The sequence below is a fragment of the Pseudomonas sp. GT1P32 genome (assembly GCF_054897805.1).
This window is the reverse complement of sequence record NZ_CM142704.1, coordinates 869,974-885,045: the sequence shown is the minus strand read 5'-3', so window position 1 is coordinate 885,045 and position 15,072 is coordinate 869,974. Positions and strand designations below refer to the sequence as shown.

Genomic DNA, 15,072 nt, shown 5'->3' with positions numbered 1-15,072 from the left:
CATTCAACATTGATGTTGGCTGATAAACCGTCTTCGCGAGCACGCCCGCTCCCACAATGGGTCGGTGTTGATCGGTTGGTCAATATTCATCGCGAAAACCACGTATCCTCCGCACCCCGTTTCACGTTCAACTTCGCGAGGACAGTTTGTCTAAAGGTATCGCTCTATCGGTTTCGGCCTCTGTGCTGTTTGCCGTCATGTATTACTACACCTCACTGCTCAGCCCATTGAGCGGTGTGGAAATTTTTGGCTGGCGCATGCTGCTGACAGTGCCGTGCATGACCGTGTTCATGGTGGTGTCCAGCGAATGGAAGCGCGTGGTCGAGCTCTTTCGCCGAGCCATCGCCCAGCCGAAACTGATTGCCGCCCTGATCGCCTCTTCGGCCCTGCTGGGCGTGCAACTCTGGCTGTTCATGTGGGCGCCGCTCAACGGCTACAGCCTTGATGTGTCGCTGGGCTATTTCCTGTTGCCACTGACCATGGTCCTGACAGGACGGCTCGCCTACGGTGAGCGTCTCTCCTATCTACAGAAAGTTGCCGTGTTCTTTGCCTGCCTCGGTGTGATCAACGAGCTGTATCAGGTCGGTGGTTTTTCCTGGGCTACGTTGCTGGTATGCATCGGCTATCCAACGTATTTCATCCTGCGCAAGCGTCTGGCGACGGACAACCTCGGTGGCTTGTGGCTGGACATGGCGTTGATGCTGCCGGTGGCCTTCTGGTTCGTACAGACCGGCGAGCAAGGTTTCAATGTGTTTGATCAGCATCCGTGGCTGTCACTGTTGATCCCGCTTCTCGGCGTGATCAGTGCGTCGGCGCTGGTGATCTACATCATCGCCAGCCGGCTGTTGCCCTTCAGCCTGTTCGGGCTGTTGAGCTACGTCGAGCCGGTGCTGTTGCTTGGCGTTGCGTTGCTGCTCGGGGAAAGCATCAAGACCGGGGAATGGCTGACCTACATTCCGATCTGGATGGCGGTGCTGGTGCTGATGTTCGAAGGGTTCAAGCACATGATGCGACAGAGACGCGGTTCCATGTAGGAGCGAAGCTTGCTCGCGAAGGCGTCTTCGAAAACGCCAGAAACTTCGCGGGCAAGCCTCGCTCCTACAAGGATCTAAAGCGCTTAGTCGGTGGAGAGCACACCACGACGAACCTGGTCACGCTCGATCGATTCGAACAGCGCCTTGAAGTTGCCCTCGCCGAACCCGTCATCGCCTTTACGCTGGATGAATTCGAAGAACACCGGGCCCATCAGGGTTTCCGAGAAGATCTGCAACAGCAGACGCTTGTCGCCCGACTCGGACGAACCGTCCAGCAAAATGCCCCGCGCTTGCAGTTGATCAACCGGTTCGCCGTGGTTCGGCAGACGCCCTTCGAGCATTTCGTAGTAGGTTTCCGGTGGCGCGGTCATGAAGCGCATGCCGATGCTTTTCAGGTGATCCCAGGTCTTGATCAGATCATCGCTGAGGAACGCCACGTGCTGGATACCCTCGCCGTTGAACTGCATCAGGAACTCTTCGATCTGCCCGGCGCCCTTGGAGGACTCTTCGTTCAACGGGATGCGGATCATGCCATCCGGTGCGGTCATCGCCTTGGAAGTCAGGCCGGTGTATTCGCCCTTGATGTCGAAGTAGCGGATTTCACGGAAGTTGAACAGCTTCTCGTAGAAGTTCGCCCAGTACGCCATGCGGCCGCGATACACGTTGTGAGTCAGGTGGTCGATGATCTTCAGGCCGGCACCGACCGGGTTGCGGTCAACGCCTTCGATGAACACGAAGTCGATGTCGTAGATCGAGCTGCCTTCACCGAAACGGTCGATCAGGTACAGCGGCGCGCCGCCGATGCCTTTGATCGCCGGCAGGTGCAGTTCCATCGGGCCGGTTTCGATGTGGATCGGCTGCGCGCCGAGTTCCAGTGCGCGCTTGTAGGCCTTTTGCGAATCCTTGACGCGGAACGCCATGCCGCACACCGACGGGCCGTGCTCGGCCGCGAAGTACGAAGCGACGCTGTTAGGTTCGTTGTTGAGGATCAGGTTGATCGCGCCCTGGCGATACAGGTGCACGTCTTTGGAACGGTGGGTCGCGACTTTGGTGAAGCCCATGATCTTGAAGATCGGCTCCAGCGTGTTCGGGGTTGGCGATGCGAATTCAATGAATTCAAAGCCCATCAGGCCCATCGGGTTTTCGTATAAATCTGCCATGGTCGGCGCCTCATCATTTTCTGGTCAATTAACGAATCGTTAGTTGCTGGCAATGCTGAGACCGGCGGGTGGCGCGCAGGAGATGCCCCGCACGCTGCGTGCGAGGAAGTCACCGTAGATCAATTGAAACCCAAAACTCTTCATTGTCGACCCAAGGCTATTACGGGCGAGGCTTCTGCTGCCAGAAGCCATTTATTCTTATATGCGTAACCGGATTCTACACAGCGTAAATAGGTTTGTCCGCCTTCTGTATCAAATCCCCTTTTTCCCTGCTCGCGCAAGGGGTTTGTTGCAGAGGAAAATCCCCGCCAGAATCAGCCCTCCGCCCAGACACATCGTCAGGGTCAATTGCTCGCCGAGCAGCAACGCACCCAGGATGACAGCAGTCAGCGGATTCAAGGCGATGAACACCCCGGAACGGGTCGCGCCGATTTTGCGCAGGCCGTCGTAATAGCCAATATACGCCAGCGCCGAGCCCAACACGCCCAGATACATCAGGCTCAACCATTGCGGCGGGCCAAGGCTGAGCAGCGCCGCGACACTCACCTCGCCCCTGACGGCACTGGTCACCCAGAGCATCACCGTGCCCAGCAAAATCGAATACGTCACCGTTTGCACCGGCCCCAGGGTTTGATTCAGATCCTTGGAGAACAGTGAATAAATGCCCCAACCGAGCACGCAGCCGAAAATCAACAGATCACCGAACCAGGCATCCGCCTGACCGGCCAGCAACTGCGGATGACGACTGACAATCACCAGGCTTGCCCCGGCAATGCAGATCGCGATGCCGATGACTTTCGCTCGACTCAAACGCTCTTTGAACAGCAGCCACGAAGCCAGTCCGATCACGGCCGGGTTCAGCGCCACGATCAATGACGCCCGCGAGGCATTGATGTAGTGCAGGCCATAGAAGAAGCACAGGTTGTAGAAAAAAATCCCGAAAAAGCCCAACAGTGTCAGTTGCAACCATTGCCGAAGACTCGGCCGGGCCAGTGGAATGCGCGCGAGCAGCAAAAACAGCAGCAGCGCCGCGCTGGCCAGCAAGAAACGCAGGCTGGCGGCGAACAACGGGCTGAGGCTGTCCGCCAGAAACCGCCCCGCGACGAAGGTGCCGCCCCAAATCATGGTGACCGCCGCGAGTTTGAAATAAACCGCGACATCGGACGGCTCCGACAGCCTTTGCTCATATGCAGTCATAAGTCTCCAGAACGACAAATCGATTCGATGGCGTATCATTTATCTAATATCTGATCATCGTAAAATGAGTAAAAGCTCATGACCCTCACTCAGCTTGAGATCTTCTCGCTCGTTGCCGAACTTCACGGCTTTACGGCAGCGGCCAATCGTCTGGGCATTTCTCAATCCGCGGTGTCTCACGCCCTCAAGTCGCTGGAACAGGAACTGGGCGTCGAGCTGCTGCGGCGGCATCAGTCTCAGGTCGAACTCAGTGACATCGGCCAACAGCTGCTGTTGCGCGCCCGGGCAATGCTCGGGCTGGCCAACACCTTGCGCCAGGAAGCGGCGGATGCCCGCGGCATGAAACGCGGCACATTGCGCATCGGCTCGTTCGGCCCGACCTCGTCGATCAAGTTGTTGCCGACGATCCTGCAGCACTACCGCGCCGCTCACCCTGGCATCGAGGTGCACATTGATGAAGGCCCGGACCGCCAGGTGATTCAGTGGCTGGAAGAGCGACGCATCGACATCGGCTTCGTGGTGTTGCCCGAAGAGCGCTTCGACACCTTTGCGTTGTTCGAGGACCAGATGGTCGCGTTGCTGCCCGCCCATCATCCGCTGGCGGCTCATGCCAGCCTGACCTTGGGCGATTTGTGTCACGACCCGTTCGTACTGACCGAGGCCGGCTCTTCGGAGCTGGTGTCCCGTTTGTTCAGTGCCGCGCGGTTGACGCCTAACATCCGTTATCGCTGCTCGCAGCTGCTCAGCACGCTGGATACCGTTGGCCGGGGCGATGCCCTGACCGTGGTCGCCGAAGGCTCGCTGCCCACGCATCACGACGACCGCTACCTGAAAAAACCGCTATCGCCAGCGATCGCACGCCAGGTCGGCCTGGCCGTGCTCGACCAACGCCAGAGTTCACCGGCGGCACTGGCCTTTATCAAACTGGCCACAAGTCTGGCCTACCGTTGAGCGGCATAAGCCGCAAAGGCCAACTATCATGGCCTCTGACCGAACTCTTTTGGGGAGGCGTGCCGTTGTCCTGCCTGCATTTGAGAGCCCTATTTCATCGCTACAGGTTTCGCAAATGCCATTGACTGTAAAAACCCGCCGCCAACGCGGCAGACGGATTATTGTCAACGTATTGAGTGGTTTGCTCCCGATGTTGCTCGGGTTCGCCATTCTTTACCTGCAAGCTGAGCGCGCGCTTGAGCAAAGCACCCGACTGACCGCCGAAGAAGCCATCCGCCAATTCGAACTGATGCTCGACAACACCGCGCAGGCTGCACGCGAATTGCTGCCGCTGGCCGGGAAAAGTTGTATTGACGTCAATCTGGCCTTACGCGAGCAAGTTACCCGCCGTCCGTTTGTGCGTTCGACCAATCTGGTGTGGGACGACATCAATTACTGCAGTTCTTTGTTCGGCGACTTCCGCGAAAAAATCGAGGCGGGCGACTACAGCAACGGCACGTTGCAACTGATGAAAGGCAATCTGGTCACGCCCGATACCGCGGTGTTGGTGTACCGCATCGGCGAAGGAAAAAAGGGCGCGCTGAGCACGCTTGACGGTTATCACTTGAGCAACGTACTGCGCATGATCGGCCGCTCGACAATACTGATGCTGCAAGTCGGCCCCCATTGGCTGACCGCCGATGGCCAGTTCCATCAAGACCCCCTCCCCACCTTGCCCGTGGCGCAAACCATTCTCGGTTCCTCGCGCTACGCGTTCTCTGTAACAGCCGGATTTCCCGAAGGCGAAACGTGGCGCTACATGAGTAGCGAATATCCGCCGCTGTTCAGCTTGTTGATCTTTTTCGGCGTGGTGTCAGGTTCCATCGGGCACTTTGTGCAGAAGCGCTCTTCGTCGCCGAGCCATGAACTACAGCGAGCACTGGAAGCCGCGGAGTTCGTTCCGTACTTTCAGCCGGTGGTTCATGGCGACAGCAAGAAATGGTCAGGCGCCGAAGTGCTGATGCGCTGGAAGCACCCGAAGGAAGGCCTGGTGCGTCCCGATCTGTTTATTCCGTTCGCCGAACACTCCGGGCTTATCGTGCCCATGACTCGCTCTTTAATGCAGCAAACCGCCGCGTTGCTGGCGCCCTTGTCGACCTCATTCGAAAGCCCGTTTCACGTGGGCATCAACATCACTGCCAGCCACTGCAAGAACCTGGAACTGGTCGAGGATTGCCGGGCATTTCTGGGCAACTTTGCGCCGGGCTCCATTCACCTGGTGTTGGAGCTGACCGAGCGTGAACTGATCGAACCCACCGCCATCACGCTGCAATTGTTCGAGCAACTTCACGCGTTGGGCGTGATGATCGCCATCGATGACTTCGGCACCGGTCATTCAAGCCTGGGTTATCTGCGCCAGTTCAATGTCGACTTCCTGAAAATCGACCAGAGTTTTGTTGCCATGATTGGCGTTGACGCCCTCTCCCGACACATTCTGGACACCATCATCGAACTCTCGGCCAAGCTCGATCTGGGCATCGTCGCCGAAGGTGTGGAAACCGAAGAGCAAAGTGATTACCTCACCGCCCATGGCGTGAACTTTCTGCAAGGTTATCTGTTCGGCCGACCGATGCCCGGTGAAGACTTCATTAATGCATTAAGTCACCATTAACTAACGGCATTAAGCGACGGGACAACGGCTTTGCGCACCAATTTGAATCAAAATACTACTCTCGTTACATGAAGAAAAAGTCAGGATTTACTCTTTGCCCATTAACTACTACAATTTTTCATGCCTGCTATAAATTGGCAGGTGAGCCACTATCACCGAGTCGCTACAAGGCTCTTGGCTTATAGCTTTGTTTGCGGTTGGTCTCAGCCAAACACACTATTGGAGTAAAGATATTGTCCAGACTCGCTGAATTTCGTGCAGCTGAAAAAGCCCTTCAAGAGCAGCTCAAGCAGCTGGAATCCCTGAAGAACGATGCCGGGCTCAAGAAAGAAATCGAATTCGAAGAAAAGCTCCAGGGGCTGATGAAAACCTACGGCAAGAGCTTGCGCGACATCATCGCCATTCTCGATCCGAACCCGGCAAAATCCGGTCTGCAGCAGGCCGCCGCGCCGAAAACCCGCCGCGCTCGCGTGGTCAAGGTTTATCAGAATCCGCACACCGGTGAACTGATTGAAACCAAGGGCGGCAACCACCGCGGCCTGAAAGCCTGGAAGGAACAATACGGTGCCTCCACCGTTGACTCCTGGCTTCGCGGCTAAGCACTCGCGGTGACAAAAAAGCCCTGCATCAAGCAGGGCTTTTTTATGGATACCTGTTAAATGCAACGATTGAAATCGATCAATTCGCTACTTATCGACTAACTTCGTGCTTAATCCCTTTGGGTATCTAAACATTGCGAAATGCACGACCGCGCAAACCGTTATCTAAAGTTTCAAGCTGTTACGAGCAGCCTCTATTTCACCCAGGCTTGCCTTGTAAGCCTCTGCCTGCCCTGCGTACGAAAGAACATAAGCCTTATCGGCATCCACCGCCGCGACCAATGTTTGCGAGAGCACATGGCGTCCGTTCTGCGTAATGGTGCAGGTAGTTTCCAGTGCCGCCAGGCGGCTCAACGTTGCCGGATGGATTTTGTTGCACACGCTTTGATAGCCGCCCTGAAAGAAGTCCTTCTGCACGGACTTGCGCATCTCCAGCAGCACGCCTTGCAGATTGACCTGATGACCGCTTTCCACTGGCGTCATGGTCAACTCCATCACCATCAACGGCGTACCGCCCTGATCGTTTTTCACCGCGCGCTGCCGGGAAACCTGAGGCGTGGCCTGATCTGGCGGGGTCGCTTCGACTTCCCAGCCATCTGGCCAGGTCACGATCGGCGCATCCGCATGAGCACAGGTAACGCCTGACAACAGGAAAATCAGAACGAACAGCGATTTACAGGATCGGATCATTGCAATGAACACTCACGGATTGAGCGATAAAGTCTGAGCCTCGTCCGCCTGTCAGGCAATAGCGGGTGGTTTGGGTTTGGTGATGCCTGCGCCCTTGCGTATCATTGGCGTCATTCGTTAGCCCCACTTATTTTCCGGAGGGCCCATGAGCCTGCACGAATTGAACACCTTCCCAGGCGTCACCGCCCAACCTGACACCGCGACGCAGAACTTCGTGTTCAACCACACAATGCTGCGGGTCAAAGACATCACCAAGTCCCTGGATTTCTACACGCGGATCCTCGGTTTCTCGCTGGTGGAAAAGCGCGACTTCCCGGAAGCCGAGTTCAGCCTGTATTTCCTGGCGCTGGTCGACAAGAACCAGATCCCGTCCGATGCCGCTGCGCGCACCCAATGGATGAAATCGATCCCTGGCATCCTTGAGTTGACCCACAACCACGGCACCGAAAACGATGCTGATTTCGCCTATCACAACGGCAACACCGACCCGCGCGGTTTCGGCCATATCTGCATCTCGGTGCCGGACATCGTTGCAGCATGCGAACGCTTCGAAGCGCTGGGCTGCGATTTCCAGAAGCGCCTGAACGACGGCCGCATGAAGAGCCTGGCATTCATCAAAGACCCGGATGCTTACTGGGTCGAGATCATCCAGCCAGCGCCACTGTAAACATCACCACGTCCCTGTAGGAGCAGAGCTTGCTCGCGAAGGCGGTGTGTCAGTCTGCATATCTATTGACTGACACACCGCCTTCGCGAGCAAGCTCTGCTCCTACAGGGTTTTGTGTTTTCAGCGTCCGGTTTATGCCGGGGCCGATGTCCGGATCAAGTGATCGAATGCGCTCAGGGAAGCCTTGGCGCCCTCGCCTACCGCAATCACGATCTGCTTGTACGGCACGGTCGTCACGTCACCGGCGGCGAACACGCCCGGCATCGAGGTTTCACCACGGGCATCGACGATGATCTCGCCGCGAGGCGACAACTCGATGGTGCCTTTGAGCCAGTCGGTGTTGGGCAGCAGACCGATCTGCACGAAGATACCTTCAAGGTTCACCGTGTTGAACTCACCCGAATCGCGATCCTTGTAGACCAGGCCGGTCACCTTCTGGCCGTCACCCTTCACTTCACTGGTCAGTGCGCTGGTGATGACATCGACGTTGGGCAGGCTGAACAACTTGCGTTGCAACACCGCATCGGCGCGCAGCTTGCTGTCGAATTCCAGCAGCGTGACGTGGCTGACAATACCGGCCAGATCGATCGCCGCTTCAACGCCGGAGTTACCGCCGCCGATCACCGCTACGCGCTTGCCTTTGAACAGCGGGCCGTCGCAGTGCGGGCAGAAGCACACGCCTTTGGCTTTGTATTCCTGCTCGCCCGGCACGCCCATTTCACGCCAGCGGGCGCCGGTGGCGAGGATCAGTGCCTTGGTCTTGAGGGTCGCGCCACTTTCGAAGCGAACCTCGTGCAACTCGCCGGGGTTCTTCGCCGGGATCAGCGCGGTGGCCCGTTGCAGGTTCATGATATCGACGTCGTATTGCTTGACGTGCTCTTCGAGCGCGCTGGCCAGTTTCGGCCCTTCGGTCTCCTGCACGGAGATGAAGTTCTCGATGGCCATGGTGTCCAGCACCTGCCCACCAAAACGCTCAGCCGCCACACCGGTGCGAATGCCTTTACGGGCCGCGTAGATCGCTGCCGAAGCACCGGCCGGGCCACCGCCGACCACCAGCACGTCAAAGGCTTCTTTGGCGCTGATTTTCTCGGCCTGACGCTCGGCGCCGCTGGTGTCGATCTTGGCGAGGATTTCTTCCAGGCCCATACGGCCCTGGCCGAAAATCTCGCCGTTCAGGTAAATGCTTGGCACGGCCATGATCTTGCGATCATCGACTTCGGCCTGGAACAACGCGCCGTCGATAGCGACGTGTCGGATGTTCGGGTTGAGCACAGCCATCAGGTTCAGCGCTTGAACGACGTCCGGGCAGTTCTGGCAGGACAGCGAGAAGTAAGTCTCGAAGCTGAACTGGCCTTTGAGCGAGCGGATCTGTTCGATCACTTCCGCACTGGCTTTCGAAGGGTGGCCACCGACTTGCAGCAGGGCCAGCACCAGCGAGGTAAATTCATGGCCCATCGGGATGCCGGCGAAACGCAGGTTGATGTCGGCACCGGGGCGGTTGATCGAGAACGATGGTTTACGCGTGTCGTCACCGTTGTCGAGCAAAGTAATTTGGCTGGAAAGACTGGCAACATCTTTCAGCAGTTCGAGCATTTCCCGGGATTTCGCACCGTCGTCGAGGGATGCAACGATCTCGATCGGTTGGGTGACCCGTTCCAGGTACGATTTCAACTGGGCTTTAAGATTGGCGTCCAACATACGGGCGATTTCCTTTGTTTTCTTGAGACGAAGGCTTTCTTGAGGCGAAAAAAAGCCCGAGCGACCTTCGCCCGGGCTTTTCTATTGGGCGGTTGCAGCTTACTTAGGTGCGGAACCCCGCCCTGATGATGCTTTCACAGACTTAGATCTTGCCGACCAGGTCCAGGGACGGAGCCAGAGTGGCCTCGCCTTCTTTCCACTTGGCTGGGCAAACCTGACCTGGGTGAGCAGCAACGTACTGGGCAGCCTTGATTTTGCGCAGCAGCTCGGAAGCGTCACGGCCAACGCCGCCATCGTTCAGTTCAACGATTTTGATCTGGCCTTCTGGGTTGATCACGAAGGTGCCACGGTCAGCCAGACCAGCTTCTTCGATCAGTACGTCGAAGTTGCGGGAGATGGCGTGGGTCGGGTCGCCGATCATGGTGTACTGGATTTTGCCGATGGCTGGCGAAGTGTTGTGCCAGGCAGCGTGGGCAAAATGGGTGTCAGTGGAAACGCTGTAGATCTCGACGCCCAGTTTCTGGAACGCGTCGTAGTTGTCAGCCAGGTCTTCCAGTTCGGTCGGGCAAACGAAGGTGAAGTCTGCTGGGTAGAAGAACACAACCGACCACTTGCCTTTCAGGTCAGCGTCCGAGACTTTTACGAAGTCGCCGTTTTTGAATGCGTCAGCTTTGAATGGTTTAACTTGGCTGTTGATGATAGGCATCGTTGACTCTCCGTCAGGGGTTAAGAAGTTGATGGAGTGAACTCTACCCACTCGACGGACGGATGGCTCATTGGCAAACCTCATGCTGCTGATTGGTTTTCGCTATTAGCAGACAGTATTAATAGAAGGAAAAGGTATCTAGGGCGCCAACGGCTTTTCCGAAATCCGCGTCATCCCCAGAAACGGACTGGCTTCTACGTAACGCATGGCCGATTTCATATCCTTCCAGCCGACGTAACTCATCAGCGATTTCAAATCCCAACCGCTTTGATGGGCCCACGTGGCAAAACCCCGTCGCAACGAATGGCTGGTGTAGTGCTCGGACGCAATGCCGGCGCGCTCCAGTGCCTGGCGCAATAACGGGATGATGCTGTTGGCGTGCAAGCCCTCTTCGCTCAAATGGCCCCAGCGGTCGATGCCACGGAACACCGGCCCGCGCACCAATGCGGCCTCGGTCATCCAGTCGATGTAGGCCTGCACCGGACACAATCGCTGCAACGCCGGCGTCTGGTAAGTCTTGCCAAGGTTTTCGCGGTCGCTCTTGCTGCGTGGCAGATACAGGGTGATGCCTGAACCGGCACTGGCCTGTACGTGTTCAATTTGCAGGCGGCATAACTCGTCGCTACGGAAACCGCGCCAGAATCCCAGCAAGATCAGCGCCCTATCGCGCCGGGCTCTTAACAGCGCCGGTCGGTCGTCTTTTGATTTCGCGGTTTGTGCCTCCTGTTCAAGCCAGGCAACCACTTGCTCCAGATGCTGAAGCTGCAATGGCTCAGCCTGCTTCTCTTGTGCCGGATGCAGAGCGCGAATGCCTTTGAAGACTTTGCGCACGACGGGCGCCTTGGTCGGATCGGCAAATCCCTGACTGTTGTGCCACTGTGCCAGCGCCGACAACCGCAGTTTCAACGTATTGATCGATAACTCACCCGCATACGCCACCAGATAGCGCGCAACGCTGTCGGCCGTGGCCGGCAGAAACCCGCCCCAACCGACTTCGAAATGTTCGATGGCCGCCCGGTAGCTTCGGCGAGTGTTATCGCGCGTGGCGGCTTGCAGGTAACGATCCAGATCGCTCATGGGCTTACTTCTCGAAGGCGTACTGATTTCTTGGCTGAAAAGCCGCGCCAAAGCGCATCACATTGGGTAATACCAGTATATCCCGCGTGAGTACTTCGCGTATTTAATGTTGTTTGTTGGCATGGTACATTGTGTACTTTGGTGGTATGTACCACAGTACGAAATCGTAGGAGAGTTCATGGCACGCGGCGGTGTAAACAAAGCAGTGGTGCAAGCGGCACGCTTGGCAATTCTGGCTCGCGGTGAAAACCCCAGCATCGACGCTGTACGCATCGAAATGGGCAATACCGGCTCGAAAACCACTATTCACCGGTACTTGAAGGAGCTGGATGACGGCGCCGAGCCGGTAGCGCCCTCCTCCGAACCCATCGATGACGAGCTGGCAGGACTGGTCTCGCGCCTTGCGCAACGGCTCAAAGAGCAGGCGCAGGAACCCATCGATCAGGCACGCGCGCAGTTCGAACAGCAACGAAAAGACCTGGAAAGCCAGCTGACAGACGCCCAGGAAGCCAACAGCGAATTGCAGCAGCAGTACGAGATTCAAACCCTGGCGCTGACGCAGGAGTCCGACACCCTGCAAAACACCCTGTCGATGCTGCAGACCGAGCAAACCCGTAACGCCGGAATGAACCAGGCGCTTGCCGATTTTGAGTTGCGCTTGCAGGACAAGGACGAGCAGATCCGTTCCCTTGAGGAAAAGCACCTGCACGCCCGTGATGCACTTGAGCACTATCGCAACGCCGTCAAAGAGCAGCGCGAGCAGGAACAAAGCCGCCATGAAGGCCAGGTGCAGCAGATTCAGATGGAGTTGCGCCAGGCCCAGCAAAGCGCCCTGGTGCGTCAGGATGAAATTACCCAACTGCATCGCGACAACGAGCGCCTGCTGACCGAAAACCGTGGCACATTGCGCGAGTTGAGCCTGTTGCAGGAACAACTCAAGCACACCCATACCCGCCAGGATCAACTGCTGGAACAGGTCAACCGGATCGACAGCGAACGCACCCTCCTCCAGGAACGCCTGCGCGCAGCACTGCTGGAGAGCCAGTCGCTGAAGCAGAACGTCGAGGAGCAGTCGCAGATAAACAAAGCGCTGGAAATTGAATTACTGAAGACTCAGGCGAGTCTCGATGAAAGCGTGCGCCTGGCAGCGGTCATTGCGACAGCGCCAGACGCAGCCAAGGCCGATTAACCCGCGACCGGTGTACGCATGGTGACGAACTCTTCGGCGGCCGTCGGGTGCACGCCGATGGTTTCGTCGAAGTCGCGCTTGGTAGCACCCGCCTTCAAGGCAATCGCCAGACCTTGCACGATCTCGCCGGCATCCGGCCCGACCATGTGGCAACCCAACACCTTGTCGGTTTTGCCGTCCACCACGAGCTTCATCAGCGTGCGTTCCTGACATTCGGTCAGGGTCAGCTTCATCGGGCGGAAACGGCTTTCGAAGATCACCACGTCATGGCCGGCCTCGCGAGCCTCTTCTTCCGTGAGGCCGACTGTGCCGATGTTCGGCAAGCTGAACACGGCCGTCGGGATCATCTTGTAATCCACCGGGCGATACTGCTCAGGCTTGAACAAGCGACGCGCAACGGCCATGCCTTCAGCCAGCGCAACCGGCGTGAGCTGAACCCGGCCGATCACATCGCCCAGCGCGAGAATCGACGGTTCGGCGGTCTGGTATTGCTCATCGACCTCAACGAAGCCTTTCTTGTCGAGCTTGACCCCAGTGTTTTCCAGCCCCAGGTTGTCCAGCATCGGACGCCGCCCTGTGGCGTAGAACACGCAATCCGCCTCCAGTTCGCGACCGTCCTTGAGCGTAGCCTTCAGGCTACCGTCGGCGAGCTTTTCAATGCGCTCGATGTCGGCATTGAATTGCAGGTCCATGCCACGTTTGGTCAGCTCTTCCTGCAAATGCTTGCGCACCGCGCCGTCGAAACCGCGCAGGAACAGGTCACCGCGATAAAGCAAGGTGGTTTCGGCGCCCAGACCGTGGAAAATACCGGCGAACTCAACGGCGATGTAACCGCCACCGACAACCAGCACACGTTTTGGCAGCTCTTTGAGGAAGAATGCCTGGTTGGAGCTGATCGCGTGTTCATGCCCCGGAATCTCCGGAATCTGCGGCCAGCCGCCCGTGGCGATCAGGATGTTCTTCGCAGTGAAACGCTCGCCATTAATCTCGACCGTATTAGGATCGACGATCTTCGCGTGACCTTCATGCAAGGTCACACCGCTGTTGACCAGCAGATTGCGATAGATGCCGTTCAGGCGATTGATCTCGCGATCCTTGTTGGCAATCAGCGTCGCCCAATCAAACTTCGCCTCACCCGGCGTCCAGCCAAATCCCGAAGATTGCTCGAAGTCTTCGGCGAAGTGCGCACCGTAGACCAGCAACTTCTTCGGCACGCAGCCGACGTTCACGCACGTACCACCCAGGTAGCGGCTCTCGGCCACGGCCACTTTCGCACCAAAACCAGCCGCAAAACGCGCCGCTCGCACACCGCCGGAACCGGCGCCAATCACATAAAGGTCAAAATCGTAGGCCATTTTCAATCTCCTCGGCAGGCAAACAGCATACCCGCAGACGTCCGTTGGGCAAGCGCTGCAAACGATATGGGGCCGGAAAATGAAAAAGCCACCCGAAGGTGGCTTTTAAGAAACAAGCAAATCAAACGCTATCAGTAAGCCTTGCCAGTCTTGTAGAAGTTCTCGAAGCAGAAGTTGGTTGCTTCGATGTAGCCTTCAGCGCCACCGCAGTCGAAACGCTTGCCTTTGAACTTGTAGGCAATGACGCAACCGTTTTGCGCCTGTTTCATCAGGGCGTCGGTGATCTGGATCTCGCCGCCTTTGCCTGGCTCGGTTTGCTTGATCAGGTCGAAGATGTCCGGGGTCAGGATGTAACGACCGATGATCGCCAGGTTCGACGGTGCGTCTTCCGGGGCTGGTTTCTCGACCATGTTGCGAACGCGGTAGAGATCATCACCGATCAGGTCACCGGCAATTACGCCGTACTTGTTGGTTTCCTGCGGATCGACTTCCTGGATCGCAATGATCGAGCAGCGGTACTGTTTGTACAGCTTGACCATCTGCGTCAGCACGCCGTCACCGTCGAGGTTGACGCACAAGTCATCCGCCAATACCACGGCGAAAGGTTCGTCGCCGATCAGCGGACGACCGGTCAGGATGGCATGACCCAGGCCTTTCATTTCGGTCTGGCGAGTGTAGGAGAAAGAGCACTCGTCGAGCAGTTTGCGGATACCGACCAGGTATTTCTCTTTGTCGGTGCCCTTGATCTGGTTTTCCAGCTCGTAGCTGATGTCGAAGTGGTCTTCCAGGGCGCGCTTGCCACGACCGGTAACGATGGAGATTTCGGTCAAACCGGCATCCAGAGCTTCTTCGACGCCGTACTGGATCAGTGGCTTGTTTACCACCGGCAGCATTTCTTTGGGCATGGCTTTAGTCGCTGGCAGGAAGCGAGTACCGTAACCGGCTGCTGGGAACAAGCATTTCTTGATCATAAAAGTCCTTGAAAGGGCTGTGTGTACGAGTTTCGGCGCAGTCTAATCAGGCGGCGTGCACCTTACAATGCCCCGCACTGGCTAACCGATGCCAACATAGAGAAATATTCTTGCGGATAGTTCCGCA

Annotated in this window: 14 protein-coding genes; 6 read left to right on the top strand and 8 right to left on the bottom strand. The window is 57.2% G+C overall.

Annotated features, from left to right (window positions below):
• Positions 1 to 146 precede the first annotated feature (146 nt).
• Positions 147 to 1,034 carry an EamA family transporter RarD gene (gene rarD, locus ACYZUC_RS04200; protein ID WP_461993799.1) on the top strand — a complete coding sequence of 296 codons (888 nt, stop codon included), beginning with the start codon at positions 147 to 149 and terminating at the stop codon, positions 1,032 to 1,034.
• Positions 1,035 to 1,117: 83 nt separating this feature from the next.
• Here the strand turns inward: rarD and hppD are convergent, their stop codons facing one another.
• Both hppD and ACYZUC_RS04190 read right to left on the bottom strand, forming a co-directional pair.
• Positions 1,118 to 2,194: a 4-hydroxyphenylpyruvate dioxygenase gene (hppD, locus tag ACYZUC_RS04195; protein ID WP_461993798.1), complete on the bottom strand. Its 1,077-nt coding sequence runs from the start codon at positions 2,192 to 2,194 to the stop codon at positions 1,118 to 1,120.
• Between the two features lie 252 nt (positions 2,195 to 2,446).
• The gene (locus ACYZUC_RS04190; protein ID WP_461993796.1) at positions 2,447 to 3,391 is read right to left on the bottom strand and encodes a DMT family transporter; all 945 of its coding nucleotides are present in this window, start codon (positions 3,389 to 3,391) and stop codon (positions 2,447 to 2,449) included.
• A gap of 78 nt (positions 3,392 to 3,469) precedes the next feature.
• Here ACYZUC_RS04190 and ACYZUC_RS04185 point away from each other — a divergent pair, with 78 nt between their 5' ends.
• The 3 genes from ACYZUC_RS04185 (at position 3,470) to ACYZUC_RS04175 (ending at position 6,592) form a co-directional block, all read left to right on the top strand.
• Positions 3,470 to 4,342 carry a LysR family transcriptional regulator gene (locus ACYZUC_RS04185; RefSeq protein WP_223552355.1) on the top strand — a complete coding sequence of 291 codons (873 nt, stop codon included), beginning with the start codon at positions 3,470 to 3,472 and terminating at the stop codon, positions 4,340 to 4,342.
• Between the two features lie 115 nt (positions 4,343 to 4,457).
• Positions 4,458 to 5,993 carry an EAL domain-containing protein gene (locus ACYZUC_RS04180; RefSeq protein ID WP_461993794.1) on the top strand — a complete coding sequence of 512 codons (1,536 nt, stop codon included), beginning with the start codon at positions 4,458 to 4,460 and terminating at the stop codon, positions 5,991 to 5,993.
• A gap of 233 nt (positions 5,994 to 6,226) precedes the next feature.
• Positions 6,227 to 6,592 (top strand): histone-like nucleoid-structuring protein, MvaT/MvaU family, encoded by a 366-nt coding sequence (locus ACYZUC_RS04175; protein WP_008031084.1) that lies wholly within the window; start codon positions 6,227 to 6,229, stop codon positions 6,590 to 6,592.
• A 165-nt stretch (positions 6,593 to 6,757) separates the two neighbouring features.
• Here the strand turns inward: ACYZUC_RS04175 and ACYZUC_RS04170 are convergent, their stop codons facing one another.
• On the bottom strand, positions 6,758 to 7,282 hold the full coding sequence (locus tag ACYZUC_RS04170) for a DUF4946 domain-containing protein (RefSeq protein ID WP_461993791.1): 525 nt from the start codon (positions 7,280 to 7,282) through the stop codon (positions 6,758 to 6,760).
• Between the two features lie 145 nt (positions 7,283 to 7,427).
• Between ACYZUC_RS04170 and gloA the strand changes: the two genes are divergently transcribed.
• Positions 7,428 to 7,949: a lactoylglutathione lyase gene (gene gloA, locus ACYZUC_RS04165; protein ID WP_461993789.1), complete on the top strand. Its 522-nt coding sequence runs from the start codon at positions 7,428 to 7,430 to the stop codon at positions 7,947 to 7,949.
• A gap of 132 nt (positions 7,950 to 8,081) precedes the next feature.
• Here gloA and ahpF read toward each other — a convergent pair whose 3' ends face one another.
• The 3 genes from ahpF to ACYZUC_RS04150 all read right to left on the bottom strand — a co-directional run bounded on the left by ahpF (position 8,082) and on the right by ACYZUC_RS04150 (position 11,430).
• Positions 8,082 to 9,647 carry an alkyl hydroperoxide reductase subunit F gene (gene ahpF / locus ACYZUC_RS04160; RefSeq protein WP_008036882.1) on the bottom strand — a complete coding sequence of 522 codons (1,566 nt, stop codon included), beginning with the start codon at positions 9,645 to 9,647 and terminating at the stop codon, positions 8,082 to 8,084.
• A gap of 142 nt (positions 9,648 to 9,789) precedes the next feature.
• Positions 9,790 to 10,353: an alkyl hydroperoxide reductase subunit C gene (gene ahpC / locus ACYZUC_RS04155; RefSeq protein WP_007975937.1), complete on the bottom strand. Its 564-nt coding sequence runs from the start codon at positions 10,351 to 10,353 to the stop codon at positions 9,790 to 9,792.
• A gap of 138 nt (positions 10,354 to 10,491) precedes the next feature.
• Positions 10,492 to 11,430 carry a site-specific integrase gene (locus ACYZUC_RS04150; protein ID WP_461993786.1) on the bottom strand — a complete coding sequence of 313 codons (939 nt, stop codon included), beginning with the start codon at positions 11,428 to 11,430 and terminating at the stop codon, positions 10,492 to 10,494.
• Positions 11,431 to 11,608: 178 nt separating this feature from the next.
• Here ACYZUC_RS04150 and ACYZUC_RS04145 point away from each other — a divergent pair, with 178 nt between their 5' ends.
• A complete protein-coding gene (locus ACYZUC_RS04145; protein ID WP_226299464.1) occupies positions 11,609 to 12,619 on the top strand; it encodes a DNA-binding protein in 1,011 nt (336 codons plus the stop codon).
• On the opposite strand, the gene gorA is transcribed toward ACYZUC_RS04145, so the two are convergent.
• Together gorA and galU are read right to left on the bottom strand one after the other, a co-directional pair.
• The gene (gene gorA / locus ACYZUC_RS04140) at positions 12,616 to 13,974 is read right to left on the bottom strand and encodes a glutathione-disulfide reductase (RefSeq protein ID WP_461993784.1); all 1,359 of its coding nucleotides are present in this window, start codon (positions 13,972 to 13,974) and stop codon (positions 12,616 to 12,618) included. The two genes, ACYZUC_RS04145 and gorA, sit on opposite strands and share 4 nt — an antisense overlap.
• Before the next feature lie 131 nt (positions 13,975 to 14,105).
• On the bottom strand, positions 14,106 to 14,945 hold the full coding sequence (gene galU / locus ACYZUC_RS04135; RefSeq protein ID WP_008036893.1) for a UTP--glucose-1-phosphate uridylyltransferase GalU: 840 nt from the start codon (positions 14,943 to 14,945) through the stop codon (positions 14,106 to 14,108).
• Positions 14,946 to 15,072 lie beyond the last annotated feature (127 nt).

Excerpts from the sequence above, each read along its gene's own strand:
- hppD (WP_461993798.1), bottom strand. The coding sequence starts at position 2,194 with ATGGCAGATTTATACGAAAACCCGATGGGCCTGATGGGCTTTGAATTC.
- ACYZUC_RS04190 (WP_461993796.1), bottom strand. The coding sequence starts at position 3,391 with ATGACTGCATATGAGCAAAGGCTGTCGGAGCCGTCCGATGTCGCGGTT.
- ACYZUC_RS04185 (WP_223552355.1), top strand. The coding sequence starts at position 3,470 with ATGACCCTCACTCAGCTTGAGATCTTCTCGCTCGTTGCCGAACTTCAC.
- ACYZUC_RS04180 (WP_461993794.1), top strand. The coding sequence starts at position 4,458 with ATGCCATTGACTGTAAAAACCCGCCGCCAACGCGGCAGACGGATTATT.
- ACYZUC_RS04170 (WP_461993791.1), bottom strand. The coding sequence starts at position 7,282 with ATGATCCGATCCTGTAAATCGCTGTTCGTTCTGATTTTCCTGTTGTCA.
- gloA (WP_461993789.1), top strand. The coding sequence starts at position 7,428 with ATGAGCCTGCACGAATTGAACACCTTCCCAGGCGTCACCGCCCAACCT.
- ahpF (WP_008036882.1), bottom strand. The coding sequence starts at position 9,647 with ATGTTGGACGCCAATCTTAAAGCCCAGTTGAAATCGTACCTGGAACGG.
- ahpC (WP_007975937.1), bottom strand. The coding sequence starts at position 10,353 with ATGCCTATCATCAACAGCCAAGTTAAACCATTCAAAGCTGACGCATTC.
- ACYZUC_RS04150 (WP_461993786.1), bottom strand. The coding sequence starts at position 11,430 with ATGAGCGATCTGGATCGTTACCTGCAAGCCGCCACGCGCGATAACACT.
- ACYZUC_RS04145 (WP_226299464.1), top strand. The coding sequence starts at position 11,609 with ATGGCACGCGGCGGTGTAAACAAAGCAGTGGTGCAAGCGGCACGCTTG.
- gorA (WP_461993784.1), bottom strand. The coding sequence starts at position 13,974 with ATGGCCTACGATTTTGACCTTTATGTGATTGGCGCCGGTTCCGGCGGT.
- galU (WP_008036893.1), bottom strand. The coding sequence starts at position 14,945 with ATGATCAAGAAATGCTTGTTCCCAGCAGCCGGTTACGGTACTCGCTTC.